21 protein-coding genes are annotated in these 24,432 nt (G+C 73.9%); 15 read left to right on the forward strand and 6 right to left on the reverse strand.

Going from position 1 to position 24,432, the window contains the following annotated elements; genetic code table 11:
* Positions 1 to 65: 65 nt before the first annotated feature.
* Positions 66 to 578 carry a GNAT family N-acetyltransferase gene (locus IAG43_RS29715; RefSeq protein ID WP_187743742.1) on the reverse strand — a complete coding sequence of 171 codons (513 nt, stop codon included), beginning with the start codon at positions 576 to 578 and terminating at the stop codon, positions 66 to 68.
* Positions 579 to 803: 225 nt separating this feature from the next.
* Positions 804 to 1,166 carry an ArsR/SmtB family transcription factor gene (locus tag IAG43_RS29720; protein WP_187743743.1) on the reverse strand — a complete coding sequence of 121 codons (363 nt, stop codon included), beginning with the start codon at positions 1,164 to 1,166 and terminating at the stop codon, positions 804 to 806.
* A gap of 428 nt (positions 1,167 to 1,594) precedes the next feature.
* On the opposite strand from IAG43_RS29720, the gene IAG43_RS29725 reads away from it, so the two are divergent.
* From IAG43_RS29725 to IAG43_RS29740, 4 genes are all read left to right on the forward strand, one after another.
* On the forward strand, positions 1,595 to 2,959 hold the full coding sequence (locus tag IAG43_RS29725) for an NAD(P)-binding domain-containing protein (protein WP_187743744.1): 1,365 nt from the start codon (positions 1,595 to 1,597) through the stop codon (positions 2,957 to 2,959).
* A 38-nt stretch (positions 2,960 to 2,997) separates the two neighbouring features.
* The gene (locus tag IAG43_RS29730; RefSeq protein WP_187743745.1) at positions 2,998 to 3,465 is read left to right on the forward strand and encodes an ArsI/CadI family heavy metal resistance metalloenzyme; all 468 of its coding nucleotides are present in this window, start codon (positions 2,998 to 3,000) and stop codon (positions 3,463 to 3,465) included.
* Positions 3,466 to 3,926: 461 nt separating this feature from the next.
* The gene (gene panD, locus IAG43_RS29735; protein ID WP_187743746.1) at positions 3,927 to 4,343 is read left to right on the forward strand and encodes an aspartate 1-decarboxylase; all 417 of its coding nucleotides are present in this window, start codon (positions 3,927 to 3,929) and stop codon (positions 4,341 to 4,343) included.
* Positions 4,344 to 4,561: 218 nt separating this feature from the next.
* A complete protein-coding gene (locus IAG43_RS29740) occupies positions 4,562 to 5,383 on the forward strand; it encodes an MBL fold metallo-hydrolase (RefSeq protein ID WP_187743747.1) in 822 nt (273 codons plus the stop codon).
* Between the two features lie 490 nt (positions 5,384 to 5,873).
* On the opposite strand, the gene gndA is transcribed toward IAG43_RS29740, so the two are convergent.
* Positions 5,874 to 7,316, reverse strand: coding sequence for an NADP-dependent phosphogluconate dehydrogenase (gene gndA / locus IAG43_RS29745; RefSeq protein WP_187743748.1), 1,443 nt, complete (start codon positions 7,314 to 7,316; stop codon positions 5,874 to 5,876).
* 273 nt (positions 7,317 to 7,589) lie between these two features.
* Here gndA and IAG43_RS29750 point away from each other — a divergent pair, with 273 nt between their 5' ends.
* Both IAG43_RS29750 and IAG43_RS29755 read left to right on the forward strand, forming a co-directional pair.
* Positions 7,590 to 8,888 carry an ROK family protein gene (locus tag IAG43_RS29750; RefSeq protein ID WP_187743749.1) on the forward strand — a complete coding sequence of 433 codons (1,299 nt, stop codon included), beginning with the start codon at positions 7,590 to 7,592 and terminating at the stop codon, positions 8,886 to 8,888.
* An 87-nt stretch (positions 8,889 to 8,975) separates the two neighbouring features.
* Positions 8,976 to 10,229: a transglycosylase family protein gene (locus tag IAG43_RS29755; protein WP_187744712.1), complete on the forward strand. Its 1,254-nt coding sequence runs from the start codon at positions 8,976 to 8,978 to the stop codon at positions 10,227 to 10,229.
* On the opposite strand, the gene IAG43_RS29760 is transcribed toward IAG43_RS29755, so the two are convergent.
* The gene (locus IAG43_RS29760; protein ID WP_187743750.1) at positions 10,110 to 11,183 is read right to left on the reverse strand and encodes a DMT family transporter; all 1,074 of its coding nucleotides are present in this window, start codon (positions 11,181 to 11,183) and stop codon (positions 10,110 to 10,112) included. The genes IAG43_RS29755 and IAG43_RS29760 overlap by 120 nt on opposite strands.
* Before the next feature lie 1,097 nt (positions 11,184 to 12,280).
* On the opposite strand from IAG43_RS29760, the gene IAG43_RS29765 reads away from it, so the two are divergent.
* Entirely contained in the window at positions 12,281 to 13,747 is a 1,467-nt protein-coding gene (locus IAG43_RS29765; RefSeq protein WP_187743751.1) for an SDR family oxidoreductase, read from the forward strand.
* Between the two features lie 322 nt (positions 13,748 to 14,069).
* The gene (locus IAG43_RS29770; protein WP_187743752.1) at positions 14,070 to 14,240 is read left to right on the forward strand and encodes a hypothetical protein; all 171 of its coding nucleotides are present in this window, start codon (positions 14,070 to 14,072) and stop codon (positions 14,238 to 14,240) included.
* Between the two features lie 107 nt (positions 14,241 to 14,347).
* Here IAG43_RS29770 and IAG43_RS29775 read toward each other — a convergent pair whose 3' ends face one another.
* Entirely contained in the window at positions 14,348 to 15,754 is a 1,407-nt protein-coding gene (locus IAG43_RS29775) for a lipase maturation factor family protein (protein WP_187743753.1), read from the reverse strand.
* 291 nt (positions 15,755 to 16,045) lie between these two features.
* Between IAG43_RS29775 and IAG43_RS29780 the strand changes: the two genes are divergently transcribed.
* From IAG43_RS29780 to IAG43_RS29795, 4 genes are all read left to right on the forward strand, one after another.
* Positions 16,046 to 17,095 (forward strand): DUF6777 domain-containing protein, encoded by a 1,050-nt coding sequence (locus IAG43_RS29780; RefSeq protein ID WP_187743754.1) that lies wholly within the window; start codon positions 16,046 to 16,048, stop codon positions 17,093 to 17,095.
* Between the two features lie 55 nt (positions 17,096 to 17,150).
* Complete coding sequence (locus IAG43_RS29785; RefSeq protein WP_187743755.1) at positions 17,151 to 19,223, forward strand: SpoIIE family protein phosphatase; 2,073 nt, start codon at positions 17,151 to 17,153, stop codon at positions 19,221 to 19,223.
* Positions 19,224 to 19,341: 118 nt separating this feature from the next.
* Positions 19,342 to 20,688, forward strand: a complete 1,347-nt coding sequence (locus tag IAG43_RS29790) for a wax ester/triacylglycerol synthase family O-acyltransferase (RefSeq protein WP_187743756.1) — start codon at positions 19,342 to 19,344, stop codon at positions 20,686 to 20,688.
* Positions 20,689 to 20,772: 84 nt separating this feature from the next.
* A complete protein-coding gene (locus IAG43_RS29795; protein WP_187743757.1) occupies positions 20,773 to 21,633 on the forward strand; it encodes an Fpg/Nei family DNA glycosylase in 861 nt (286 codons plus the stop codon).
* A gap of 83 nt (positions 21,634 to 21,716) precedes the next feature.
* Here IAG43_RS29795 and IAG43_RS29800 read toward each other — a convergent pair whose 3' ends face one another.
* Positions 21,717 to 22,382: a zf-HC2 domain-containing protein gene (locus tag IAG43_RS29800; RefSeq protein ID WP_187743758.1), complete on the reverse strand. Its 666-nt coding sequence runs from the start codon at positions 22,380 to 22,382 to the stop codon at positions 21,717 to 21,719.
* 158 nt (positions 22,383 to 22,540) lie between these two features.
* Between IAG43_RS29800 and IAG43_RS29805 the strand changes: the two genes are divergently transcribed.
* From IAG43_RS29805 to IAG43_RS29815, 3 genes are all read left to right on the forward strand, one after another.
* Entirely contained in the window at positions 22,541 to 23,389 is an 849-nt protein-coding gene (locus IAG43_RS29805; RefSeq protein ID WP_187743759.1) for a LytR/AlgR family response regulator transcription factor, read from the forward strand.
* Positions 23,390 to 23,653: 264 nt separating this feature from the next.
* Positions 23,654 to 23,923: a hypothetical protein gene (locus IAG43_RS29810; RefSeq protein WP_187743760.1), complete on the forward strand. Its 270-nt coding sequence runs from the start codon at positions 23,654 to 23,656 to the stop codon at positions 23,921 to 23,923.
* A gap of 126 nt (positions 23,924 to 24,049) precedes the next feature.
* Complete coding sequence (locus IAG43_RS29815) at positions 24,050 to 24,430, forward strand: hypothetical protein (RefSeq protein ID WP_187743761.1); 381 nt, start codon at positions 24,050 to 24,052, stop codon at positions 24,428 to 24,430.
* Positions 24,431 to 24,432: the final 2 nt, after the last annotated feature.

Consider the following 24,432-nt stretch of genomic DNA (forward strand, 5'->3'; position numbering starts at 1 on the left):
GGGGTGGCGGCGCCGCTCTGCCGTGGTGTGCATGCCTGCATGGGAGCATGCGTGTCTGCTTGCCGTCAGTCGATGCGCGGACTGCGACGCTCCACGAGGACGGTGTCGCGCCAGACGCCGTGGTGGCGGCCGACGCGCTCGCGCGTGCCGATGACCCGGAAGCCCGCACGGGCGTGGACGGCGAGGCTGGCGGAGTTCTCTGGGAAGATGCCGGACTGAATCGTCCAGATCCCGGTCGCCTCGGTCGAGTCGATGAGCGCCTTCAGCAGCACCGAGGCGACGCCGCGCCCCCGTGCGTCGGGGTGTACGTACACGGAGTGCTCGACGACTCCTGCGTACGCGCACCGGTCGGAGACCTTCGTGGCCGCCACCCACCCGAGCACCCGGCCGGCCTCGTCGACCGCGGCGAATCGATGCTCAGGCATCCTGGCCGCGTCGAACTGTTCCCAGGACGGAGCGACGGTCTCGAAGGTGGCGTTGCCCTCGTCGATGCCGGCCTGGTAGATCGCGACGACCTCGTCGGCGTGGTCGGCCGTGAGTGGTGCGACGGTGATGGTGCGGGTGGCTGATCCGGTCATGGGGCGGAGTCTCCCAGACGGTGGCGTGCGTCCGGTTGAGGTGCCTGCTGGAGTGATGGCAGGGTTCGGTATCGGACTGGTCGCGGTGATCATGGGCGTGGCCGGCGGTGAGCTGCTGATTACCACGATCGTGCTGCTCTTCGGAGAGGACAGGGTGATCGACATCGCCCGGGCCGCCGTCACATTCAAGCCCTGCCGAGGGCGCCCCGGTGATCGTGAGGTCGGTCAGGCCGAGGCGGCCTTGGCGAGGAGAGCTCCCATGGCCGCGAGCACGGTGGGCTCAACGCGGTAGTACACCCAGGTGCCGCGGCGTTCCGAGGAGAGCAGCCCGGCTTCCTTCAGCTTCCTCAGGTGATGGGAGACCGTGGGCTGGGAGACGCCGACATCGGAGATGTCGCAGACGCACGCCTCGCCCCCCTCGTGCGAGGCGACGGAGGAGAAGAGTCGCAGCCGGACCGGATCGCCAAGCGCTTTGAACATGACAGCGGTCCGCTCGGCCTCCTCGGCGGTCAACGGCCGTTCGTCGAGAGGCGGACAGCACGGCTCCATCTCGGGCTCCAGTACAGGCAGCACCCTCACGTTCGACATGTGTCTATGTTGACACATGTCGAACCAGTGGTGCAGGGATTCGCCTCCTGAACGGGGCGGGGTCGTGCCGATAGGCGGGCGGCGGCGGTAGGTGCGATCTCGGCGAGATGGGCCCTCTGCGTCTGCACCCGTGGGATTCGAGGCCCCTCTTGTGCTGTCTGCGTGTGTGAGAGCGGTCGACCCGATGGTGAGTGCCGACGCAAGTTTCCGAGGTCGACTGGGGGCTCACGGTGTCGGAGTCGCCGGCATGCCGAAGGGTCGTGTGTCGCGATCGCCTCCGAAAGTGCGCGGCAGTGCCGTGCCTGGCCGGGGGTGTCGGCGAGTCCCGCAGTACTGAATTCGACAGATGTCTATGTTGACGCTTGTCGAATCAGGTGTCATGCTGAAAGCGAAGAGATCGATGAACGTCGAATCAAAGGGGAAGATCCGTGAACGCCTCCACCATCGACCAGCTGCCCGTCGTGGTCGTTGGAGCCGGGCCTGCCGGTCTGGCCGCTGCCGCGCACCTCGTCGACCGGGGCCTGGAACCCTTGGTCCTTGAGGCCGGCACCCAGGCGGGAGCCGCGGTGCGGGAGTGGTCCCATGTGCGGCTCTTCTCCGCCTGGCCCGAGGTCGTGGACCCCGTCGCCGAGAAGCTCCTGGCTCCGACCGGCTGGGTGAAGCCTGATGCGGACACGTATCCGACCGGTGGCGATTGGGCGGACGCCTATCTCCAGCCGCTCGCGGACGCCCTCGGCGACAGGATTCGGCTCGATGCCCGGGTCACCGGCGTCTCCCGTACCGGACGCGACCGCGTTGTCGACGCCGACCGTGAGCAGCAGCCCTTCACCGTGCACATCCGGTACGCCGACGGACGCGAGGAACGTGTCCTTGCCCGGGCCGTGATCGATGCCTCGGGTACGTGGTCCACCCCGAGCCCTGCCGGCGGCGACGGACTCCCGGCTCTCGGCGAGCGCGCGGCGTCCGACCGGATCTCCTATCGCGTGCCCGACCTCAAGGACCCTGCCGTGCGCGCCCGATACGCAGGCCGGCGTACCGCCGTCATCGGCTCCGGAGCCTCCGCCTTCACCGCCCTCGCCTCGCTCGCCGCCCTCGCACAGTCCCAGGACGGCACACACACCCGCGCGACGTGGGTCCTGCGGCGCGCCATCTCGGGCAACACCTTCGGAGGGGGCAGCGCAGACCAGCTCCCCGCCCGTGGGGCCCTCGGTCTCGCGGCGAAGGCCGCGGTCGACGAGGGGTACGCGGCCGCCGTCACCGGCTTCCGCACGGATGCGATCGAGCGCGACGGCGAGCGCCTGGTCCTGGTCGCCGAGGACGGCCATCGGCTCGAGCCGGTCGACGAGGTCATCGTCCTCACCGGCTTCCGCCCCGACCTGACCTTCCTCGATGAGCTCCGCCTCGGCCTGGACGACCGCCTCCAGGCCCCGGTCGAGCTGGCTCCGCTGATCGACCCGAACCAGCACTCCTGCGGCACGGTCTACCCACACGGTGTGAAGGAGCTGGCGCACCCGGAGGAAGGCGTGTACCTGGTGGGCATGAAGTCCTACGGCCGAGCTCCCTCCTTCCTGGCCCTCACGGGCTACGAGCAGGTCCGCTCGGTCGTCGCCGCCATCGCAGGCGACCGTGAGTCCGCCGAACGCGTCGAGCTCGTACTCCCCGAGACCGGGGTCTGCGGGGGCGCCGGCCTCTTCGACCAGCCCGCCGACACCTCGACCGGCGGCGGCTGCTGTGCGACCCCGACGGCGTTCCAGATCGGAGTCGGAGCACCTGCCGTCTCCGGCGGCTGCTGACCCCGCCCCATCCACCCACCCGTAGCTGGAGGAACACGATGTCCCGCGTACAGCTCGCCCTGCGCGTACCCGACCTGGCGGCGTCCGTCGCCTTCTACAGCAAGCTCTTCGGCACCGAACCGGCCAAGCTCCGCGACGGCTACGCCAACTTCGCCATCGAGGAACCGCCGCTCAAGCTCGTCCTCATCGAAGGCGCCGAGAACGAGGACACTCATCTGGACCACCTCGGCGTCGAGGTCGGCACCACCGAGGCGGTGCACGCCGCCACTGCCCGCCTGGGCGAGGCCGGTCTGCCGACGACGGAGGAGAACGACACCACCTGTTGCTACGCACTTCAGGACAAGGTGTGGGTCCACGGCCCCGGCCGCGAACCCTGGGAGGTGTACGTCGTCAAGGCGGACGCCGGCGCCCTGGCCAAGCAGCAGGGCAGCGCCTGCTGCGCCGGTGCAGAGGCCACCGCCGACAGCGAGGCGAGTGAACCGGTCGCTGCCGGCGGATGCTGCTGATCTCTCGATGGCCGACCTTCACACCCGCGGAGCCGCGACCGGAGCAGGGGACCGGTCGCGGCCCCGTGTCGTCCTCCACGCGCTCTGCGCCACCCAGATCACCGGCTGGGCATCGTCTACTACGCCTTCCCGGTCCTGAACCCGCCGATCACCGCCGACAGCGGAGGCGATGACCATCATGTCCCCGGACTCGGCGCGCCGTCGGGGGGATGTGTCCGAGCCTTCAATGCATCTGATTGCTCAACAGGTGACTCGGCATCCGGTCAGCAAGAGCCCCCGCAGGTTCCTGGGCGGTCGCCCCGACAGGCGCAGGTGTCATGGGAAAGCCGAGGTGGGAAGCCATTCGGCCCGACCGGAGCGATGTTCCTCACAGGCATCGTCCGGTGCGTTCCGGTGTAGAGTCGAGGCCGCCTTTGACCTGCAGGAAGCAGGCAGGGAGCCTATTCGTGGGAGTAGCCTCAATGCTTCGCACCATGTTCAAGTCCAAGATCCACCGCGCCACCGTCACCCAGGCCGACCTGCACTACGTCGGGTCCGTCACGGTCGACCGCGACCTGATGGACGCCGCCGACCTGCTGCCCGGCGAGCTCGTGCACATCGTCGACATCACCAACGGCGCCCGCCTGGAGACCTATGTGATCGAGGGCGAGCGCGGCAGCGGCGTCATCGGGATCAACGGGGCCGCCGCCCACCTCGTGCACCCCGGCGACCTGGTCATCCTGATCAGCTACGCGCAGGTCGACGACGCCGAGGCGCGCTCGCTCGTCCCGAGCGTCGTGCACGTGGACGCGGCCAACCGCATCGTCGCGCTCGGCGACGACGCCTCCGAGCCGGTCCCCGGCAGCGGGACGGTCCGCCCCCCGCACGCAGTGGTCTAGTCCTCCGGAGCCGGAGCCGGAGCCGGAGCCCGGAGTGGGAGGCCCGGCGCTCAGCGGCTCCGCGTGCCGGGAGGAAGCGCCGCGCCCGGCCCGGGGTCACACTGGAGACAGAGGAAGGCGCCGGCCCGGCGCGGGGTGTCGTACGGGCACGGGTCCGCCGGTGGCGGGCCGGGTCCCGGGATCCGGTCGCCGTCGGTCCAGGGGGTCCCGGAGGCGTCATGAGCATTCACCGGATCGGACACGAGATCTCCGTGCTCGGCGATCATCTGGAGGTCGCCGGCATCGGGTTCCTGCCCGTGAACGCCTTCGTCCTGCACGCCGCCGAGCCCGTCGTCGTCGACACCGGACTCGGCCTGCCCGACCGCGACTTCGTGAGGACCCTCGGGGCGGTCCTGGACCCCGAGGACGTGCGCTGGATCTGGCTCAGCCACCCCGACCGGGACCACACCGGCGGCATCTTCGCGCTGCTGGAGTCCGCGCCCCGGGCCCGGGTGGTCACCACCTTCGCGGGCGCGGGCATCATGTCGACGGAACGCCCGCTCCCGCTCGACCGGCTCCACCTCCTCAACCCGGGCCAGTCCCTCGACGTGGGCGACCGCATGCTCCACGCCTTCCGGCCCCCGCTGTTCGACAACCCGGCGACCATCGGCTTCTACGACGAGAAGTCCGCGGCCTGCTTCAGCTCCGACTGCTTCGGCGCCCCGATGCCCTCGGCCGAGCTCGCGGAGGGCGACAGCGCGGGCGACGTGAAGGACGGCGACCTGCGGGCCGCCCAGCTGCTGTGGGCGACCGTGGACAGCCCCTGGGTCCATCTCGTCGATCCGGGCCGGTACGCGGACACGCTCGCCCCGCTGCGCGCGATGGACCCCGAGATCGTGCTCAGCACCCATCTGCCGCCGGCGCCCGGGCTCGCCCCCCAGATGCTCGACACGATCGCCCTGGCCCCCGGCGCGGACCCCTTCGTCGGACCCGACCAGCACGCACTGGAGGAGATGCTGGCCGCCTTCGAACCGGGACCGCCGCCCGGCCCCGGCAGGTGACCCGTTCCCGGCCCGTCCCCGCCCCGCCGGCCCGTCCCCGCCCCGCTCCGCCGACCGGCGGAGCGACCGCCCCGGAGCCACCACCCCGCGAACGTCCGCACGCGCGGGTGACTGGATCGGCCGCGGACGGGAACGCGGTCCGGTAGAGAACGGGACCGCACGACGTCGCACCCTGGAGGTCCGGCATGACCCACCCGTATCCCGACCCCGCACCGCCGGTGCCCACCCCCACGCCCGGCCCGCCGCCGGACCCGGGGCCCCTGCCGGGCCCCGTGCCCACGCCGCCGCCGACGCCGGGACCGGCACCGGACCCCATCCCGCAGCCGCCCGGCCCGTCGCCGGAGCCGGTGCCCCCGCCGGAGCCGCAGCCCGGCCCGGTGTGATCCGCACGCGCCCGGGGAGCGGCCCCGTCAGCCGGCCGCCCGCGGACGGCTGACGGGGCCGGGCGGGGTCCGCCCACGGGACGGACCCCGCCCGGCCGCTGCCGCGGTCAGTCCGCCGCCACCTCCGAGCGGTCGCCCGCCCAGAGGGTGTGGAACGCCCCCTCGCGGTCGGTCCGGCGGTAGGTGTGCGCCCCGAAGAAGTCGCGCTGCCCCTGGGTGAGCGCGGCCGGCAGCCGGTCGGCGCGCAGCGCGTCGTAGTACGCCAGAGCCGCCGAGAAGCCCGGCGTCGGCACCCCCTGCCGCGCCGCGGTGGCCACCACCTCGCGCCAGTCGTCCTGCGCGGCTGCGATCTCCTCCCGGAACAGCTTGTCCGTCAGGAGGCTCGGCAGACCGGGGCGGGTGTCGTACGCCTCGCGGATCCGGTCCAGGAACGCGGCCCGGATGATGCACCCCGCCCGCCAGATGGCCGCCACCGCACCCGGGTCGACCTCCCAGCCGTACTCCTCGCTCCCCGCCCGCACCTGGTGGAAGCCCTGCGTGTACGACACGATCTTGGACGCGTACAGCGCCTGCTCCACCCGGTCCGCGAAGCGGGCCGCCGCCTCCTCGTCCAGTGCCGCGGGACCGGGCCCCGGCAGGCCGCGGGAGCTCTCGCGCAGTTCCGCGTGGCCCGACAGGGAGCGGGCGAACACGGCCTCTGCGATCCCCGACACCGGCACCCCCAGGTCGAGCGCGGTCTGCACGGTCCACCGGCCGGTGCCCTTCTGCTCGGCCCGGTCGGCGACCACGTCGACGAACGGCTCGCCCGTCGCCGCGTCCGTGTGCGCCAGCACCTCCGCCGTGATCTCGATCAGGTACGAGTCCAGCCGCCCGGTGTTCCAGGTGCGGAACGTCTCCGCGATCCGGGCGGGGGAGTACCCGGCGACCGCCCGGAGCAGGTGGTACGCCTCGGCGATCAGCTGCATGTCGGCGTACTCGATGCCGTTGTGGACCATCTTCACGAAGTGCCCTGCGCCGTCGGGCCCGACATGGGTGACGCACGGCGTGCCGTCCGGCGCCCGCGCGGCGATCCGCTCCAGCAGCGGACCGAGCGCCTCGTACGACGCCGCCGAACCGCCCGGCATGATGCTCGGCCCGTTCAGCGCGCCCTCCTCGCCGCCGGACACCCCGACCCCGACGAAGTGGATGCCGCGCTCGCGCAGCGCCTTCTCCCGCCGCCGGGTGTCCGCGAAGTGGGCGTTTCCGCCGTCGATCACGATGTCCCCCTCCTCCAGCAGGGGCGCGAATTCCTCGATCACCGCGTCCGTGGCGTCGCCGGCCTTCACCATGATCATCAGGCGGCGGGGCCGCTCCAGGGCCGCGACGAACTCCTCCGCGGACTCGCAGGCGACGAACGAGCCCTCGTCGCCGAAGTCGTCGACCAACGCCCTGGTCCGGGAGGCCGTCCGGTTGTGGACGGCGACGGTCAGCCCGTTCCGCGCGAAGTTGCGGGCGAGATTGCGGCCCATCACCGCGAGTCCGGTGACACCGATGCGGGCGGTTCCACTCATGCGATCGCTCCTGGAGTCGTTCGGGTGCTGCCTGTGCGGGGCGAGTGCCCGCGGACCGGAACCGGAACCCCGCCGGGTCCGCAACCGCCGCCGGGTCCGGAGCCCCGCAGGGTCCGAAGCCCCGCCGCGGCCGCCGCGCCGCCCGCCGCCGGGCGGCGCGCGTCGTGCCGGTGGATACGTGCGGGCGGGCCGTCCGCCTCACCGCATCCTCGGTGGAGGGCGGGCGGATCGCCCGCCGGGGACTGGGTATCTTGCTCCGAGGGAAGGAGCACGATGGCGGAGCGCGACAGACGGACAGTGCGTGACCTGCGGCGGGGGAATCGGGCCAGGGTCCTGGAGCGGGTGTACTTCGGCGGCCCCGCGAGCCGCCAGGAGCTCGGGCCGGCCACCGCGCTCAGCTCCGGATCGATCAGCAACGTCGTCTCCGAACTCGTCGCCGAGGGCGTTCTGGAGGAAGCCGGCGTCGTCGACTCCGACGGCGGACGCCCGCGCACGCTGCTGCGGGTCGCCCCCGCGAGCGGGCTGCTCGTCGGTGTGGACATCGGCGAGACCCGGGTGCGCGTCGAGCTCTTCGACCTCTCGCTCACCGAACTCGGCCGCGCCGAGCGACCCCTGGACCGGCACGGGTACGACGTGGAGCGGGTGGTCGCCCATGTGCGCGCCGGGGTCGGCCGGGTCCTCGGCGACGCCGGGGCGGACACCGCGCGCCTGCTCGGGATCGGCGTGGGCGTGCCGGGACTCGTCGAGCAGGACCCCGCCGCGGGCGGCGCCGTCGTCCACGGCCAGACCATCGGCTGGGACGCCGTCCCCTTCGAACGGCTGCTCCGGGAGGCCGTGGACATCCCCGACGACGTCCCGCTCTTCATCGACAACGGCGCCAAGACGCTCGGCCAGGCGGAGATGTGGTTCGGCGGGGGGCGGGGGGCGTCGACCGCCGCCGTCGCGCTGATCGGATCCGGCGTCGGCGCGTCCGTCGTCCAGTCCGCCGACCCCGGCGGGGCCGCGCGGCCGCAGGCTGTGGAATGGGGGCACACCACCGTGCGCATCCGCGGCCGCCGCTGCCGGTGCGGCGCGGCGGGCTGCCTGGAGGCGTACGTGGGCGCCGCCGCGCTGCGCGAGCGCTGGCAGGAGGCGGGCGCCGAACTGCCCGCCGACGCCGGTGACGAGGCGGTCCTCGCGGCACTGCTCGCCGCCGCCTTCCCCGAGGACGGCTCCGCTCCGGACGCCCGCGCCGCGGCCCTCCTCGACGAGACGGCCGAGTACCTGGGAGCCGCCGTCGCCGACCTCGTCAACCTCTTCTGTCCGGAACGTGTCCTCCTGGGAGGCTGGGCCGGGCTGCTCCTCGGACCGCGGCTGCTCCCCGGCGTACGCCGTCACGCCGAGGCGTACGCGCTGCGCCACGCGGCGTCCCGCACCACGATCGAGCTGGGCAGACTCGGCCCGGACGCGGTGACGGTGGGGGCGGCGACGCTGCCGCTGTCGGACTTCCTCGGCCGTGGCGGGAGCCGCCGCCCGCCGAGTGCGCCCCGCGCACCCGTTCCCGAGGGCGGGATCCGGTCACTCTGGGGCTGAAGCCTTGTCACCCTGCGTATGCGCGCCCTACGTTGGCCGCTTGCGGCATGACCTGCATGCGTGACCTACAGCTGGTGGGGGAGCAACATGGCCGGAACCGGTCGACACCGTCGTTATCAGCCGAGTCGGCTCAACAGGGCGTCACTCACGGTCACGGCGGGCGGGGCCGGCATGGCCCTTCCGCTGGTCGGAGCGGGCACGGCGGACGCCGCCTCCGTGGACACCTGGGAGAAGGTCGCCGCCTGCGAGTCGACCGGCAACTGGTCGGTCAACACGGGCAACGGCCACTACGGCGGACTCCAGTTCAGCCAGTCCACGTGGGAGGCGTACGGCGGCACCCGGTACGCCCCGCGCGCCGACCTCGCCACCAAGGACCAGCAGATCGCGATCGCCGAGAAGGTCCTGGAGGGCCAGGGCCCCCGGGCATGGCCCTCCTGCTCGCAGCAGGCCGGTCTCGCCCGCGGCGGCGACGCCCCGGGCGTCGCGCCGGCCTCGCACACCGCCGCCCGCCCGGCGGCCGCCCCCAAGGCGACCCCGACGACGGTGCCCACCCAGCGCGAGGGGTACACGGTCGCGCGCGGCGACTCGCTGTCGGGCATCGCCGAACGGCAGCAGGTCGACGGCGGCTGGCAGCGGCTCTACCAGCAGAACCGCGCGACCGTCGGCGACGATCCGAACCTCATCTTCCCGGGACAGCGCCTGGTGCTGCGCGCCCCCGCCAAGGCCGCCGACCGGCCGGACAGCGGACGCCCCGCGGCCGGGAAGCCGGCGAAGCCGTCCGCCGAGCGCGGCAAGCAGGCGCCGGCCCCGGAGCGGAAGACCGCGCCGAAGCCCGAGGCGAAGCCGGACCGGAAGACGCCCGCGCCGAAGACCGAGGCGGCGCCGAGACCGAAGCCGAAGACCCAGCAGACGAAGACGCGCACGGAGGAGAGGAAGTCCGGCTTCAGCGCGCCCGTCTCCGCCGGGCCCTCCACCGCCTACCGCAAGTCGGGCAGCTCCTGGTCCAGCGGCTACCACACGGGCGTCGACTTCGCCGTCCCCACCGGGACGTCCGTGAAGGCGGTCACCTCGGGGAAGGTCGTCTCCGCCGGCTGGGCCGGCGCGTACGGCTACGAGGTGGTCATCCGCCACCACGACGGCCGCTACAGCCAGTACGCCCACCTCTCCGCGCTGAACGTGCGTGCCGGCCAGCAGGTGGCCCCTGGCCAGCGCATCGCCCGCTCAGGATCCACCGGGAACAGCACGGGGCCCCATCTCCACTTCGAGATCAGGACCGGTCCCGGCTACGGATCGGACATCGATCCGCTCGCCTACCTCCGGTCCGGCGGCGTGTCGGTCTGAGGCCTCGCGGCCGGGCCGCTCCGCTGCCCGGCCCCGGGCCCGCTGCGCGGCCACCAGCCCTCCCGGAGTGGTTCCGCCCCGGACCTCTGAGCGGACGTCCGGGGCGTCCGCTCGGGGCGTGCCCCCGTCGGAGCCGAGACGCTCGACGGTGAGCAGCACCAGGCCGCCGGCCGCCAGCGCCCCGCATGCGAGCGCGAGCACCGTCCCCGTCACGCCGTAGCGGAAGTCCTCGCCGAACAGGGTGATCCCCACCGCGGCCGCGACCACGGGGTTGACGACGGTGACCGTGGCGAGCGGGGCCGCGAGCCCCGAGCCGCGGTAGGACGCCTGGGAGAGCAGCAGGCCCGCGACGGCGAGCACGGCGATCACGGACATGGCCGGCCACTGTGCGAACGGCACACCCCAGCTCCAGTCGACGGCGACCGTCTTGGTGAAGACCGAGGCGATCCCGAACGCGACGCCCGCCCCCGCCGCCAGCAGCACGCTGCGCAGTACCGGCCGGTGGACGCCCTGCGCCGTCAGGAAGAGCAGGGCCACCACACCGAGCGCCGCGCCCGCGAGCACGCCGCGCTGACCGGTTCCCAGGGTGTGCGAGCCGTTGCCCCCGGTCAGCGCCAGCAGCCCGGCGAGGCCGGCCGTCGCCATGACCGCGCCGCGCCAGGCGGTGGCGCCCGCCCGCCGCCGTACGAACACGGCGGCCATCGGCAGCGCGAAGACGATGGTCAGGGCTCCCAGCGGCTGCACCAGGCTCAGCGGCCCGTAGGCGAGGGCGATCACGTGCAGGACGGCGCCCACGCCGTTCAGCGCCACGGCGATCCACCATCCCGTGTGGTGCAGCGGTGCATAGGGTCGGGAGGGCGTCGTGGTCGCCACCTGCTCCTGGAGGATCGCCCCGGCCGCGTAGGCGACCGCGGAGACCAGTGACAGGAGCACGGACAGCGCGAGGGAACTCATGGGACCACCCTGTCCCCCTTCTGGGCTCACGTCGTCGTTCTTGAGCAGGCACTTGCCCGTACTGCTGCGGTAGTACGGGCATACGCCCCAGGTCCCCCTTCCGGTGGGGCGCGCAGGCGCCCGGGGACGGCGCGGGCGGCGCGACGCGCCCGGTTCACCCCCCAGTATCCGACGCGCCCCTCCCTGCCGCGCGCTGCCGGAACGTGCCGCCCGGGGCGCCAGCGGGCACCCCGGGGGAGCGGCGGCTGCACGGCCGCCGCGGGAGGCTGGTACTGCGGGGCAACGGTGCCCGCCGCGAGGGGGCACGGGGGCGCACGACGACGGTCGCGCGCCCGAACCGCGACCGGCACCCGGGACCGGAGCCGAACCGGCCTCGGGCTCGTGGCCGAGCAGGGGAAGGCATTCCGCCGCCGTCCCCGGGGCGCGTCCCTCCGAGGCGCGCCCGCGCGCCCGCGTGCCGGCCCGCCACCCGCGACCGGAGCTGAAGCCGGACCAGAGCCGGAGCCGGAGCGAGAGGAGCCGGGCCTCGACTGCGACCGGAACCCGGTCCCACCACCGGAACCCGGTCCCGCCACCGCCACCGATCCCGCCGGCGGGCCCGGTCCGGGCCCGCGAGCGGGGCAGCGGGCCGCCCGTCGTGCGCCGTCCGCACGGCGGACGGCCCGCCGGCCGTGGCCGCCCCGGTAGGGCATGCCGGACCCCCGTCCGGCATGCCCTACCCCCCTTGGTAGTGGCTCTGCGGCTGTGCCGGGACACATAGTGCGGTCTGTGCGGGCCTCCGCGGGTGTGCTCGGCGAAAGCTGGCGCGAATCGCATGCCGTGGGCGACCGGGTGAAACCCGTCCCCTCCGCCCCAGGTGGCGGCCGGTACGGCGACGCTCCGTGCGGTGCAAGGCGACAAGCGGTTGCGTTCCCGTCCGCAACCGCCACAGGTCTAGTCCAATATGCCGGCGCCTGCCCGCTGATTTCGGCCAGCGCCCCGCAGGTCCCCGCCTCCTGGTCCGCAGTGACGGGAGTCATTTGGCCCGCACCCCCGACCGTCGGTAAAATCGCGCTTTTGAAACCGCGCATTCGAGTGATCGAGGAACAACGACGGCGATGACCCTGACCGACGACAGCCCCGTGGCCTACGGCCCGGGCATCGACCCCGAGCGTCTCGCCGTCTGCCTCAGCGTGCTCGACGAGCTCGACAAGCTGGAGGTCGACCACCCCGACGCCATCGCCGTGCGCCGGGCGACGGCCGGCATCTACCGCACGGTCAAGCAGCGCCGCCGCCAGGAGCGGCGGGCCGCCAAGACCGCCCACGACCGTGCCGTGACCGAGGCCACCGCCACCGGCTCCGCCGAGCGGATCGACGACGAGACCCAGGGCCTGCTGCCCTCGTCCTCGACGGTCGGCGAGATCGCGGGGATACTCCGCCGCCCCCGGTCCTGCTACATCTGCAAGAGCCGCTACGTCGAGGTCGACGCCTTCTACCACCAGCTGTGCCAGCCGTGCGCCGCCGAGAACCGCATGCGGCGCGACGCCGGTGCCGACCTCACCGGCAAGCGGGCGCTCCTCACCGGTGGCCGCGCCAAGATCGGCATGTACATCGCGCTGCGGCTGCTGCGCGACGGCGCGCACACGACCATCACCACCCGGTTCCCGAACGACGCCATCCGCCGCTTCAAGGCGATGCCGGACAGCGCCGACTGGATCCACCGCCTCAAGATCGTCGGAATCGACCTCCGCGACCCGGCCCAGGTCGTCGCCCTGGCGGACTCGGTGGCCGCCGAGGGGCCGCTCGACATCCTGATCAACAACGCCGCCCAGACCGTCCGCCGCTCGCCCCAGGCGTACAGCGAACTGGTCGCCGCCGAGTCCGCCCCGCTTCCCGCGGGCGAGCTCCCGCCCGCGCAGGTGATCGGCACCTTCGGCAGCGGCGCCGTCGACTCCGTCGCCGCCCTCCCGGTCTCCGCCGGCGAGGGGCTGCGCGCCCAGGAGATCACCGACCTCGCGCTCGTCAGCGGCTCCGCCTCGCTGGAGCGCATCGCCGCCGGCACCGCGATCGACGCGGGCGGCCTGGTGCCCGATCTGCACGACACCAACAGCTGGATCCAGACGGTCTCGGAGGTCGACCCGGTCGAGCTCCTGGAAGTGCAGCTCTGCAACTCCACGGCGCCGTTCATCCTGATCAGCAGGCTGCGGCCGGCCATGGCCGCCGCGGCGGGCCGCCGCAAGTACGTCGTGAACGTGTCGGCGATGGAAGGTGTCTTCAGCCGTGGCTACAAGGGTGCGGGCCACCCGCACACCAACATGGCCAAGGCGGCGCTGAACATGCTGACCCGCACCAGCGCGCAGGAGATGTTCGAAAAGGACGGCATCCTGATGACGGCCGTGGACACCGGCTGGATCACCGACGAGCGGCCGCACCCGGACAAGATGCGCCTGGCGGAGGAGGGCTTCCACGCTCCGCTGGACCTCGTCGACGGCGCCGCCCGCGTGTACGACCCGATCGTGCGGGGCGAGGCCGGCGAGGATCTGTTCGGTTGCTTCCTGAAGGACTACGCCCCCGCCAACTGGTGATCCTCCGCCGGAAACGGAATCCGGCAATCAGTGACAAGTCCTCTTCTTGTGGGACCTTTTCGACCGGTGCGCCAGCAGGCGCGCCGGTCGTTGTCCATTTGGAGGGGGTCGTTGGCCTGAATTGGGCTGAATTCCGGGCCCCATCGAGCATGGCTCCGCTCATTTGGTTACGCTGGGGCGAATGGACGGCTCCAGGGACCCACTCGGTCCCCTCCGGCCGCCCCGGGACAGGTCCGCACCCGGCCGCGATCCCGCCAGAGTTGACGGCGCCACCGCGACCCAACTGCCCCCGTCCCTGTTACGCGACACAGAGGAGTGCGCGGTGACACCAGATCTGAAGCACGAAACGCGGCCGTCGGAACGCGGCGGCGAACGGCCCCGCAGAGCCGACGAGATCCGCAACCTCGAGGTCTGGGCCCGTTCGGCCCCGATCCGACTGGCCGGGTACGAGGATGACCTCGCCGAGCCGCATATCCTGCAGGGCATCGACTGAGATCCGCGGTGCGGACCCGCGACGGCGGCCCCCCGCACCCGCTCACCAGTGCTGCGGCGCCGTGCCCCCGCCTTCCGGGCGGGGGCACGGCGCTGCCCGCACGTGCGTCAGCGCAGCCGGGTCGGCGCCAGGAAGTCCCGCACCGGTGTCCGGTGCCACCAGGCCCCCGTCGCCCGGCGCTCCGCCCGGGTCGTGAACCGGTAGTGGTACAGCCGGACCCGCACCTGGGCCGGCGGCGCCCCGGGGAAGGGGTTGTGCGCGAGCAGCCGCAGCGTGTCCCGGTCGCCCTCCAGCAGCCGTTCGACGAACGGCAGGAACCAGGACCGGGCGTACGCGGGGGACAGCGCGGCGAACCACATCATCCAGTCCAGGCGCAGATGGTACGGGGCGTACTGGCGGGGCCGTCTGCGTACGTCACCGGGCTTGCCGCGGAAGCCGTACTCCCGCCACACGGTCCCCGCACGGACGACCGGATCGTCGGTGCCCTCGACCACCAGCTCGTACCGCACCCGGCCGACGCTGCCGAACGCACCGTAGGCGTTCACCAGGTGGAACGGGTCGTACGAGCGGTTCATCGCCTGGCGCCGGGAGAACAGGTTGCGCGCAGGCCGCACACCGAGCGCCAGCAGCCCCGCCGCGACGGCCGACACCACGACCACGAACCACAGCGGCGCGGCGGGGAGCTCCGGCGGCGGGACGACCGGCGACGCGTCCACGGCGGACAGCGCGAGCACGATCGTCAGCCAGTTCAGCCAGGCGAAGTTCCCGGAGAGCACCAGCCAGAGCTGGGTCGCGACGATCAGCCCGGCGGCGGCGCCGGCCACCGGCTGCGGGGTGAACAGCAGCACCGGCACTCCCAGCTGCACCACGTGGTTGGCGGCCGTCTCGACCCGGTGCACGGGCCGCGGCAGACGGTGGAACCACCAGCTCAGCGGTCCCGGCATCGGCTGGGTCTCATGGTGGTAGTACAGGCACGTCAGATCCCGCCAGCAGGCGTCCCCGCGGAGCTTGATGAGCCCCGCGCCGAACTCGACCCGGAACAGGACCCAGCGCAGCAGCCACAGCACGATCACCGGCGGCGCGGTGTGCTCGTTGCCGAGCCAGACCGCGAGGAATCCGGTCTCCAGCAGCAGGGACTCCCAGCCGAAGCCGTACCAGGTCTGTCCCACGTTGACGATCGACAGGTACAGGCCCCACAGGACCGCCCACCAGGCCATCGCGAGGGCGAGCGGCAGACGGTCGGCGGCCCCGGCGGCCGCCGCGGCCGACAGCAGGGCTCCGGTCCAGGCCACGGCGGCGAAGAAGCGGTCCGAGTAGTGCAGCCGGAACAGCGTCGGCGCCGCCCGCGCGGGCACCCGTCGCAGATGGTCCGGCACCGGGAGCATGCCCCGGGCGCCGATGAGCGCCCGGAACTGGCGCGCGGCCGACACGAACGCGATCAGGTACACGACGGCGAGAGCCCGCTGGAACACCAGCCGGCTCAGCCAGTAGGCGTCGTCGCCGAACCACTCCATCGCTCCCAGTATCCCGGCAGGGGAGAAGGGCGCCGCTCCCCGGGGCGCGGCGCGTCACCGCCGAATGGCGGCGGGCGCGCCGGGACACCGCCCCGCGTCCGTGCCGCGAGCGCCGCACTCGGCTGACCCGTGCGGACTCCGGGCCGTCCGGTACCGCGGCCACCGCCCGGCGCGGCCTCGGCCGATCGTGTTCAAGTCGCGGCGCTTCTGTCGATCCGTCAGAAATGGAGGAACACAGAACACGGGACGCCTCCTCGGGGCGTCGTGGCACGGGACGACGGAGTGGGAGACGTGGTGCGTTCACCGATGCATCGTCTGTACGCGGCGGCCGCCGCGGTGTGCGTGGGCCTGCTGGCCACCGGATGCGGGGGCGGCGGGGACCGGGAGGCCGCCTCCGGCGAACTGCTCCTCCAGGCGCTCGCCGCACCCGGCCCCGAACCCTTCACCGCCTCGACGGCCCGGTCCTCCGCCTCCTTCACGCCCCCGCCCGTGACGCCGGCCCCCAAGAGCCCCTCCGGGAACGGCACCAGCCTGCGCACGATCTCGGGCGCCACGCCCGGCCTCTACGCGGGCGCCCAGGAGACGCCGGGCTGCGACGTGGAGGCGCAGGTCCGGCTGCTCGGCGAGGACAAGGCCCGCGCCCGCGCCTTCGCCGACGGCGCGGGAGTCGAGGAGGGCGACGTCGCCTCCTTCCTGCGCGGGCTCACCGCCGTCCAGCTGCGCGCCGACACCCGGGTCACCGGCCACGGCTACAGCGGCGGCCGGGCCTCGGCCCACCAGGGTGTCCTCCAGGCCGGCACGGCCGTCCTCGTGGACCAGTACGGGTCGCCGCGGGTGCGGTGCGCCGCGGGAAGCCCGCTGCGGCAGCCCATCGCGCTCACCTCGGCCGTCGTCCCCAAGGGGAAGCCGTGGTCCGGCTACCGGGCCGACCGGGTGATCGTGGTCAAGCCCGCCACCCAGGTCGTCAACAACCTGCTGATCGTCAACCTGGCCGACGGCAGCTGGATCGAACGCCCGACCGGCACCGACGGCGAGGAGGACGCCCGTCCCGAGGTGCTGCCGCCGGTCCAGGCGGCCGAGGTCTTCTCCGACCCGTCGCGGACCGGTTCCGCAGGCAACGACGCGGCCGGCAGCCCGAGCCCCTCCGAGGCCCCCGCCGACCCCGGGCCGCAGCCGGTGCCCGACGCTCCCGCGCCGGCGGAGCCGCAGGACCCGCCGGCGCCCGCCCCGGACGAGGCGCCGCCCGGTGAGGAACCGCCTCCCGCCGACCCCGGCACGGACCTTCCCGACCCGGGGACCGGGCCCGACGCGCCGGTCGCCCCCGAGCCCTACCAGGGCTGACGGGCCCGTGCGCCATCCGGTCGTGGGATGCGGTGAATGATGGCAGAGTGGCCCCATGGCTGATCGGGCAGCGGGTGCCCTGTCGCTGCCCGACGACTGGCCGGCGCACGCGGACACGAGTCTGACCCTCAATCGCATGGGCCTCTTCGACTGGGACCTCACCAGCGGCGTCATGCACATGGACGCGCTCGGCCTGGACGTCTTCGACCTGCGCCCCGACGAGTACGACGGCCGCCCGGCCTCCCTCGGCGTGCGGGTGCCGCCGGACGAGGGCGTGCGGCTGGACACGATGGTGACCCAGGCCCTCAAGCGGGGCGTCGACCGCTACGGCGCCTACTTCCGCATCCGCCGGCGCGACGGCACCCTGCGGTGGACGCACACCCAGGGGTGCGTCCGGCGTGACGAGAGCGGCCGCCCGGTGCGCATCATCGGCATCGTGCGCGACGCGACCCAGGAGCTCGCGGACGCCGCCGCCAGCGTGGACGTCGACGACGAGCGCCGCCGCCAGACCGGCGTCGTCGAGTCGACCACGGCCGCGCTCGCGCACGCGAGGACCGTCGAGGACATCATCGAGCTGCTCAAGGGGTCCGGGGGCCTCAAGCTGCTCGGCGCGGCCAGCCTGGTGATGGGGCTGCTCGAATCGGGCCGGATCCACCTTGTCGCGGAGGGACCCGAGGGCTCCTTCGTGCCGGGCACCCGCTACACCCGCGTCGACGAGCAGTACCCCATGAGCGAGGTGGTGCGCACCCTCGCGCCGCGCTTCATCGAGTCGGCGCAGGACTTCGCCGACTCCTACCCGGTGCTGTGGCCGCACATCAGCGGTCTCGGCATCTCCTCCGCCGCCTACCTCCCGCTCATCGCCCAGGCCAAGCCCATCGGCGCGCTCGGGCTGCTCTACCGGGACAAGAGCGGGTTCACGGCGGACGAGCGCAACGTCCTCGTCGCCCTCGGCAGCAGCATCGCGCAGAGCCTCCAGCGCGCGGTCCTCTACGAGCAGGAGCACGACCTCGCCGAAGGGCTCCAGCAGGCGATGCTGCCGCGCCGCATCCCGGACGTGTCCGGGGCGCAGATCGCGGTGCGCTACCGCTCGGCGCGCTTCGGCCGCGACATCGGCGGCGACTGGTACGACGTCATCCCACTGCCCAGCGGACGGGTCGGCGCCGTCATCGGGGACGTCCAGGGCCACGACACCCACGCGGCCGCCGTCATGGGCCAGCTGCGGATCGTGCTGCGGGCCTACGCGGCCGAGGGCCACACCCCGGCCACCGTGATGGCCCGCGCCTCGGTCTTCCTGGACGCGCTGGACACCGACCGCTTCGCCACCTGCACCTACGCGGAGGCGGACCTCACCACCGGCGTGGTGCAGATCGTCCGCGCGGGCCACGTCGACCCGCTGATCAGGGACCACGACGGCAGCTGCCGCAGGGTCCCGGCGCCCGGAGGGCTGCCGCTGGGCCTCTCGGCGGAGTTCGGCCGGCTCGAATACCCGGTCAGCACTCTCGAACTCGACCCCGGGCAGACGCTGCTGCTGTACACGGACGGCCTGGTGGAGCAGCCTGGCGCCGACCTCGACGACGGGATGCAGCTGCTGACCTCCCTCGTCCACGACGGGCCGCGCGACCTCCAGCTGCTCGCCGACCACCTGTGCGAGGTCGTCGACGAGCGGGGCGGCGACGACGACGTGGCCCTGCTGCTCCTGCGGCGCAAGGGCGCCCTCGCGCCGCAGGCGGGCGGGCGGCTCCAGCAGCACGTCGCCCAGAACGACCCCGAGGGCCTGCGCGCGGCACGTCACATGGTGCGCGCGGCGGTGCGCGCCTGGGGAGCCCGGGAGCGGGCCCACGACATCGAACTGGCGGCCGACGAGATGATCACCAACGCGCTGATGCACACCGACGGGGGAGCCGTCGTCACCGTGCGCGTCCTCACCGGCGGCCGGCGGCGCCTGCGGGTCGAGGTGGAGGACCGTTCCAGCGCGCTGCCCCGGCGCAGGGAGGCCGGGGAGGACGGAGTGTCCGGCCGCGGCCTGCTGCTCGTGGACCGGCTCTCGGACGCCTGGGGTGTCGAGGCGCGGGGCGGTGGCAAGAGCGTGTGGTGCGAGTTCGCCGTCCCGGAACGGGACGCGCCCTGACCGGACGCACTCTGACCGAAACACGATGTTGACCGTAGGTGCATGATTCGTGCTTGACCGTGACCGTTCGCAGGCGATTGACTGCGGAGTCCCGGCCTCCAGGAGACATGAGGACCCCGTGACCACTGAGCTGCTCGCCCCGCTCGACCTGGCGTTCTGGCACCTGGAGTCGGCCGGCCACCCGATGCACCTGGGCGCCCTCGCCGTCTTCGGCCCGGCACCCGGCGAGGGCCCCGCGGACCTCGCGGAGCTGCTCGCCGAGCGTGCCGCCGCCATCCCCCGGCTGCGGATGCGGGTCCGCGACGTCCTGCTCCCCGTCGGGGGGTCGGCCTGGACCACGGACCGGGACTTCGACGTCCGGCGGCACGTGCGGGAACTCCGCCTCGGCGGCGAGGACTTCGGCCGGGCGGTCACCGAAGCCGCGGGAGAGCTGATGGAGCGCCCCCTCGAACGGGGACTGCCGCCGTGGGAGATGTACCTGCTGCGCTCCCCGGACGACACCCGCTGCGCGGTGCTCGTCAAACTGCACCACGCACTCGCGGACGGCATGCGCGCCGTCGCGATCGGAGCCGGGATCTTCGACGAGATCGCCGACGCCCGCGCCGCCGCGGCGCGCCGCCGTGCGGCGTCCGTGCCCGTGTCCGCCGCGCCGGCGGGGTTGCGGCGGCTGGCCGGCCTCGCGCAGTCCCGGGTCGAGGAGCTGGGCCGGGCCGTCGGCGTCGGGGCCTCCCTCGTCCGGGCCGGCCGCCTGGACCCCCGGGGCATGCCCGCGCTGTCGGCCGCCCCGAGCGGCACCCGCCGGCTCGCCACGGCCGTGCTTCCGCTCGACGCCGTGCACCGGGTGCGCCGCACGGCCGGGGGCACCGCCAACGACGTCCTGCTGGCCGTGGTGGCCGGAGCCCTCGGACGCTGGATGCGCGAACGCGGCGACCGGCTGCCCGCCGCCGGACCGCGGGCGCTGGTCCCCGTGTCCCGCCGCCGCCCGGGGCAGCCGGCCGGCTCCGGCAACCGTCTCTCCGCCTACCTGCTCGGCCTTCCCGTCGCGGAACCGGACCCCCGCCGCAGGCTGGAGGCCGTACGGGAGGCGATGGACCGCAACAAGGCAGCCGGTCCCGCCCGCGGCCCGGGCGCGGTGGCCCTGCTCGCCGACCAGCTGCCACCGCTCGCCCACCGGTTCGGGGCGCCGCTCGCCGGCGGGGCCGCCCGGGTCCTCTTCGACCTCCTCGTCACCAGCGTCCCGCTGCCCCGCGCCGCGCTCTCCCTCGGCGGCCGTCCCCTGCGCGAGATCTACCCGATGGCGCCCCTGGCCCGCGGTCACGCACTCGCCGTCGCCTTCTCCACCTACGGCGGGCAGGTTTACGCGGGACTCGTCGCGGACGGCGAGGCCGTGCCCGACGCGGACCGGCTCGCGGCCGCCCTCGGCGAGGAGCTCACCGCCCTCGACACCCTGTTCGGCGCGGCCTGAGCGGCGACGGCGCGGGGCCCTGCCCGCTGCCGGCCCCCTCGCTGTCGCTTCGCGGCGCGACGGCCCGTGCGGCAAGGTGGAGCCATGCCAGAACTGCCCGAGGTGGAAGCACTGCGCGCGTTCCTCGACGAGCGGCTCACCGGCCGGGAGATCGCCCGGGTGACGCCCGTGGCCATCAGTGTGCTCAAGACCTACGACCCTCCGCCCACCGCGCTGGAGGGAGCCGAGGTCACCGGCGTCCGGCGGCACGGCAAGTGGCTCGACATCGAGGCCGGCGGGCTCCGGCTCATCGTCCACCTCGCCCGCGCCGGCTGGCTCCGGTGGACGGACGACATGCCCGCGGCGCCACCGCGCCCCGGAAAGGGGCCGCTCGCCCTGCGGGTCGCCCTCACCGACGGCGCCGGCTTCGACCTCACCGAGGCGGGCACCACCAAACGCCTCGCCGTCCACCTCGTCCGGGACCCCTCCGACGTGCCCCGGATCGCCTCGCTGGGCCCCGACCCGCTCGACGAGGGCTTCGACCGGGCCGCGTTCGCCGCCGTCCTGGAAGGCGAACGGCGGCAGGTCAAGGGCGCCCTGCGCGATCAGGGGCTGATCGCCGGCATCGGCAACGCCTACAGCGACGAGATCCTGCACGCCGCCCGGATGTCCCCCTTCAAACCGGTCCAGAACCTCGACGAGCACGATGTGGACGTCCTCTGGGAGGCGCTGCGCACCACGCTGCGGGACGCCGTCGAACGCTCCCGCGGACTGGCCGCGGGGCGCCTCAAGTCGGAGAAGAAGAGCGGGCTCAGGGTGCACGGCCGGACCGGCCTGCCCTGCCCCGTGTGCGGCGACACCGTGCGCGAGGTGTCCTTCAGCGACTCCTCCCTCCAGTACTGCCCGACCTGCCAGACCGGCGGCCGGCCGCTGGCGGACCGCAGACTCTCGCGGCTGCTGAAGTGAGCCGCGGGCACGGGGGGAAAACGCGGGCACGGGGGGAAACGCGGGCACGGGAGGAAACGCGGGCACGGGAGGAAACGCGGGCCTCAGCCGCCGATGGACAGCAGCCGTTCGCCGTTCTCGCCCCGGACCTCCCAGCGGCCGATCTCGGCGGGATGCAGATCGGTCCCGCCCGCGATGTCCAGCGGGCCCGCCCGCCCGGGGCCGTCGGCCACCCCGTAACCCCCGTCCGGCACCCACCAGCTGAGCACCGGATGCTCCGCCCCGTCCTTGCCGATCGCAACGAGACGGCAGACCCGCGGGCCGGGCAGGGCCGTCAGCCGCATCGCGACCTCGGTTCCCCAGCCGCGGTCCGCCAGCGCCACCGAGGCCCGCACCCCGGAGACCGGGTCCCTCGCCACCACCCGCTGCACCGTGGCCGGCGCCGGGTCCCGGGCGGCCACCACGGCGGCGGGGGTCCCCACGACCAGCACCGCCGCCACGGCGGCGAGCGCCAGCCGCCGCCGGCCGTCGCGCCGCCGCCGCTCCCGCACCCCGAGCGCCAGCCGTTCCAGCAGGCCCGGCGAGGGCACCACCGGGCCGCCGTGCGCCGCGAGTTCCGCGACGGCCCGGGCCGCGCCCGTGAAACCGGTCAGCTGCGCGGCGCAGCGGGGGCAGCGGCCCAGATGCTCCTCGAACCGGAGCGCGTCACCCGGCTCCAGGACGCCCAGCGCATAGGCGGCCACATCGCGGTGCGGCTGCTGGCTGCTCATCGGGGGTCCTCGATTCCTGGTGTTACGGGCGGTCACCCTGCTATACGCGGCGCGGACGCGCTCTGCTCAACTCCCGGGCCACCGGTGGCACGCGATCGCAAAGCCGTGCCCCGCCTCGCCGTGGCCCCGCCCCGGCGGGCGCCTCTACACTCCGCAGCATGCTGCGCGTACTGGCTGTCGACGACGAGAAACCTGCGCTCGAGGAGCTGCTCTACCTGCTGCGGGCCGACTCCCGGATCCGCAGCGCCGAGGGCGCGACCGACGCCACCGAGGCCCTGCGCCGCATCGGCAGGGCGCTCGACGCCGGGCCGGACAGCGAGGAGGCGATCGACGTCGTCTTCCTCGACATCCACATGGCCGGTCTCACCGGCCTCGACGTCGCCCGGCTGCTCGCCGGATTCGCCAGGCCGCCGCAGATCGTCTTCGTCACCGCCCACGAGGGCTTCGCCGTGCAGGCCTTCGACCTCAAGGCGGTCGACTACGTGCTCAAGCCGGTCCGCCGGGAGCGGCTGGCCGAGGCGGTGCGCCGGGCGCGGGAGCTGGTGACCGCCCAGCACGCCGGGGAACAGGCGGCCCGGCAGGCTGCCGGGCGGCCCGGCACCGGGACCGCGGAGGCGGGCGGTCCGGCGGGGCCGGCGGTGGTGCCGGGGCCGGCGGGCGAGCAGATACCCGTCGAGCTCGGCGGTGTGATGCGCTTCGTGCCCGTCGACGACATCACCTACGTCGAAGCCCAGGGCGACTACGCCCGTCTGCACACGGCCGACGGCTCCCACCTGGTGCGGATCCCGCTGTCGACGCTGGAGGAGCGGTGGGCCGCCCGCGGCTTCGTCCGCATCCACCGCAGCCATCTGGTGGCGCTCGGCCGCATCGACGAACTCCGCCTGGACGCGGGGGCGACGAGCGTGCGCGTGGGCACCGCGGAGCTGGCGGTCAGCCGCCGCCACGCCCGCCAGCTCCGGGACCTCCTCATGCAGCCCCGCACACCGAAGCCCCCCGGGCCGGCCTGACCGGACGACCGGCTCCCGCTCCCGCGCACCCCGCGCGGTCCCGTCGGCGTTCGCCTCGACCGCGTCGCGCCGGCTCCCGCGCCCGCGCACCCCGCGCCTTCGCACCCGCCCGCGGCGGACCGCTCACCCCCTGAACCCGCCCGCTCGTCGTGGCGGGGACGCCGCACGGCGACCCGGAGCGCCGCTGGGCGAGCCGGACCGGAGGGCGGGGGCCGCGCGGCCGGCCGTGGCCCTAACCTTGATCACTCCGGGGAAAGGGGTCCGATGTCCGACATCGAAGCACTGCTCGACGAGCTGCGCGGCCTCCCCTCGGCCAGACCGACGGGACCCGTCGAGCTGGCGGCGCTGCTGGCGGCGGCGCGCAGTGCCGCGGGCCGCTGGGCCGATGTGCTCGAGGACATCCGGGAGTCCGCCCGCGGCCTCGCCGGACCCCGGGCGGAGGCGGCCCTGGAGGTCGCGTTCCGGCGCGCCGAGGAGTCCTACGTCGAACTGGAGATCGCGCTCAGCGACTGCGCCCGGCCCGGGCGCTCCTGAGCGGCGGGCGCGATCCTCCGCCGCAGATCTCTACCGTCGGTAATCACCGCTGCGTAGACTCCCCTTTCCCGGGCCGTCCCCGACGCCCCCGTCCCAGTCCTCCGACAGACGCTGGAGCGGACGACGATGTCTGCAGAGCACCCCCCGCGCCGCGAGGTGGTCACCGGTGTGCCGCGTGCCGCACGCCGTCCGCCGGGGTACGCGCCCGCGCGTTCCGAGATCACCGAGCAGACCACCCTCGGCACCACCTACGTACGGTCCCTGATGCGCAGCCAGCTGCGCGCGGCACTGTGGGCGCTGGGCACCCTGGCGCTGTTCGTCGGCTCGCTGCCGCTGCTGTTCGCCCTGCCCGCCGCGCTCGGCGGCTCCCCGGGGTCGCCGGCTCCGTTCGTCTGGGCGGCGCTCGGATTCGGTGTGTACCCGGTGATGTGGCTGACGGCCCGCTGGTACGTGCGCAGGGCCGAGCGCAACGAACGCGACTTCACCCGGCTCGTCGAAGGCCGCTGACA

The organism is Streptomyces genisteinicus, assembly GCF_014489615.1.
GTDB classification, from domain to species: domain Bacteria; phylum Actinomycetota; class Actinomycetes; order Streptomycetales; family Streptomycetaceae; genus Streptomyces; species Streptomyces genisteinicus.

Coding starts and splice junctions, on each gene's coding strand:
- IAG43_RS29715 (WP_187743742.1), bottom strand. CDS start 578: ATGACCGGATCAGCCACCCGCACCATCACCGTCGCACCACTCACGGCC.
- IAG43_RS29720 (WP_187743743.1), bottom strand. CDS start 1,166: ATGTCGAACGTGAGGGTGCTGCCTGTACTGGAGCCCGAGATGGAGCCG.
- IAG43_RS29730 (WP_187743745.1), top strand. CDS start 2,998: ATGTCCCGCGTACAGCTCGCCCTGCGCGTACCCGACCTGGCGGCGTCC.
- panD (WP_187743746.1), top strand. CDS start 3,927: ATGCTTCGCACCATGTTCAAGTCCAAGATCCACCGCGCCACCGTCACC.
- IAG43_RS29740 (WP_187743747.1), top strand. CDS start 4,562: ATGAGCATTCACCGGATCGGACACGAGATCTCCGTGCTCGGCGATCAT.
- gndA (WP_187743748.1), bottom strand. CDS start 7,316: ATGAGTGGAACCGCCCGCATCGGTGTCACCGGACTCGCGGTGATGGGC.
- IAG43_RS29750 (WP_187743749.1), top strand. CDS start 7,590: ATGGCGGAGCGCGACAGACGGACAGTGCGTGACCTGCGGCGGGGGAAT.
- IAG43_RS29755 (WP_187744712.1), top strand. CDS start 8,976: ATGGCCGGAACCGGTCGACACCGTCGTTATCAGCCGAGTCGGCTCAAC.
- IAG43_RS29760 (WP_187743750.1), bottom strand. CDS start 11,183: ATGAGTTCCCTCGCGCTGTCCGTGCTCCTGTCACTGGTCTCCGCGGTC.
- IAG43_RS29765 (WP_187743751.1), top strand. CDS start 12,281: ATGACCCTGACCGACGACAGCCCCGTGGCCTACGGCCCGGGCATCGAC.
- IAG43_RS29775 (WP_187743753.1), bottom strand. CDS start 15,754: ATGGAGTGGTTCGGCGACGACGCCTACTGGCTGAGCCGGCTGGTGTTC.
- IAG43_RS29785 (WP_187743755.1), top strand. CDS start 17,151: ATGGCTGATCGGGCAGCGGGTGCCCTGTCGCTGCCCGACGACTGGCCG.
- IAG43_RS29795 (WP_187743757.1), top strand. CDS start 20,773: ATGCCAGAACTGCCCGAGGTGGAAGCACTGCGCGCGTTCCTCGACGAG.
- IAG43_RS29800 (WP_187743758.1), bottom strand. CDS start 22,382: ATGAGCAGCCAGCAGCCGCACCGCGATGTGGCCGCCTATGCGCTGGGC.
- IAG43_RS29805 (WP_187743759.1), top strand. CDS start 22,541: ATGCTGCGCGTACTGGCTGTCGACGACGAGAAACCTGCGCTCGAGGAG.
- IAG43_RS29810 (WP_187743760.1), top strand. CDS start 23,654: ATGTCCGACATCGAAGCACTGCTCGACGAGCTGCGCGGCCTCCCCTCG.
- IAG43_RS29815 (WP_187743761.1), top strand. CDS start 24,050: ATGTCTGCAGAGCACCCCCCGCGCCGCGAGGTGGTCACCGGTGTGCCG.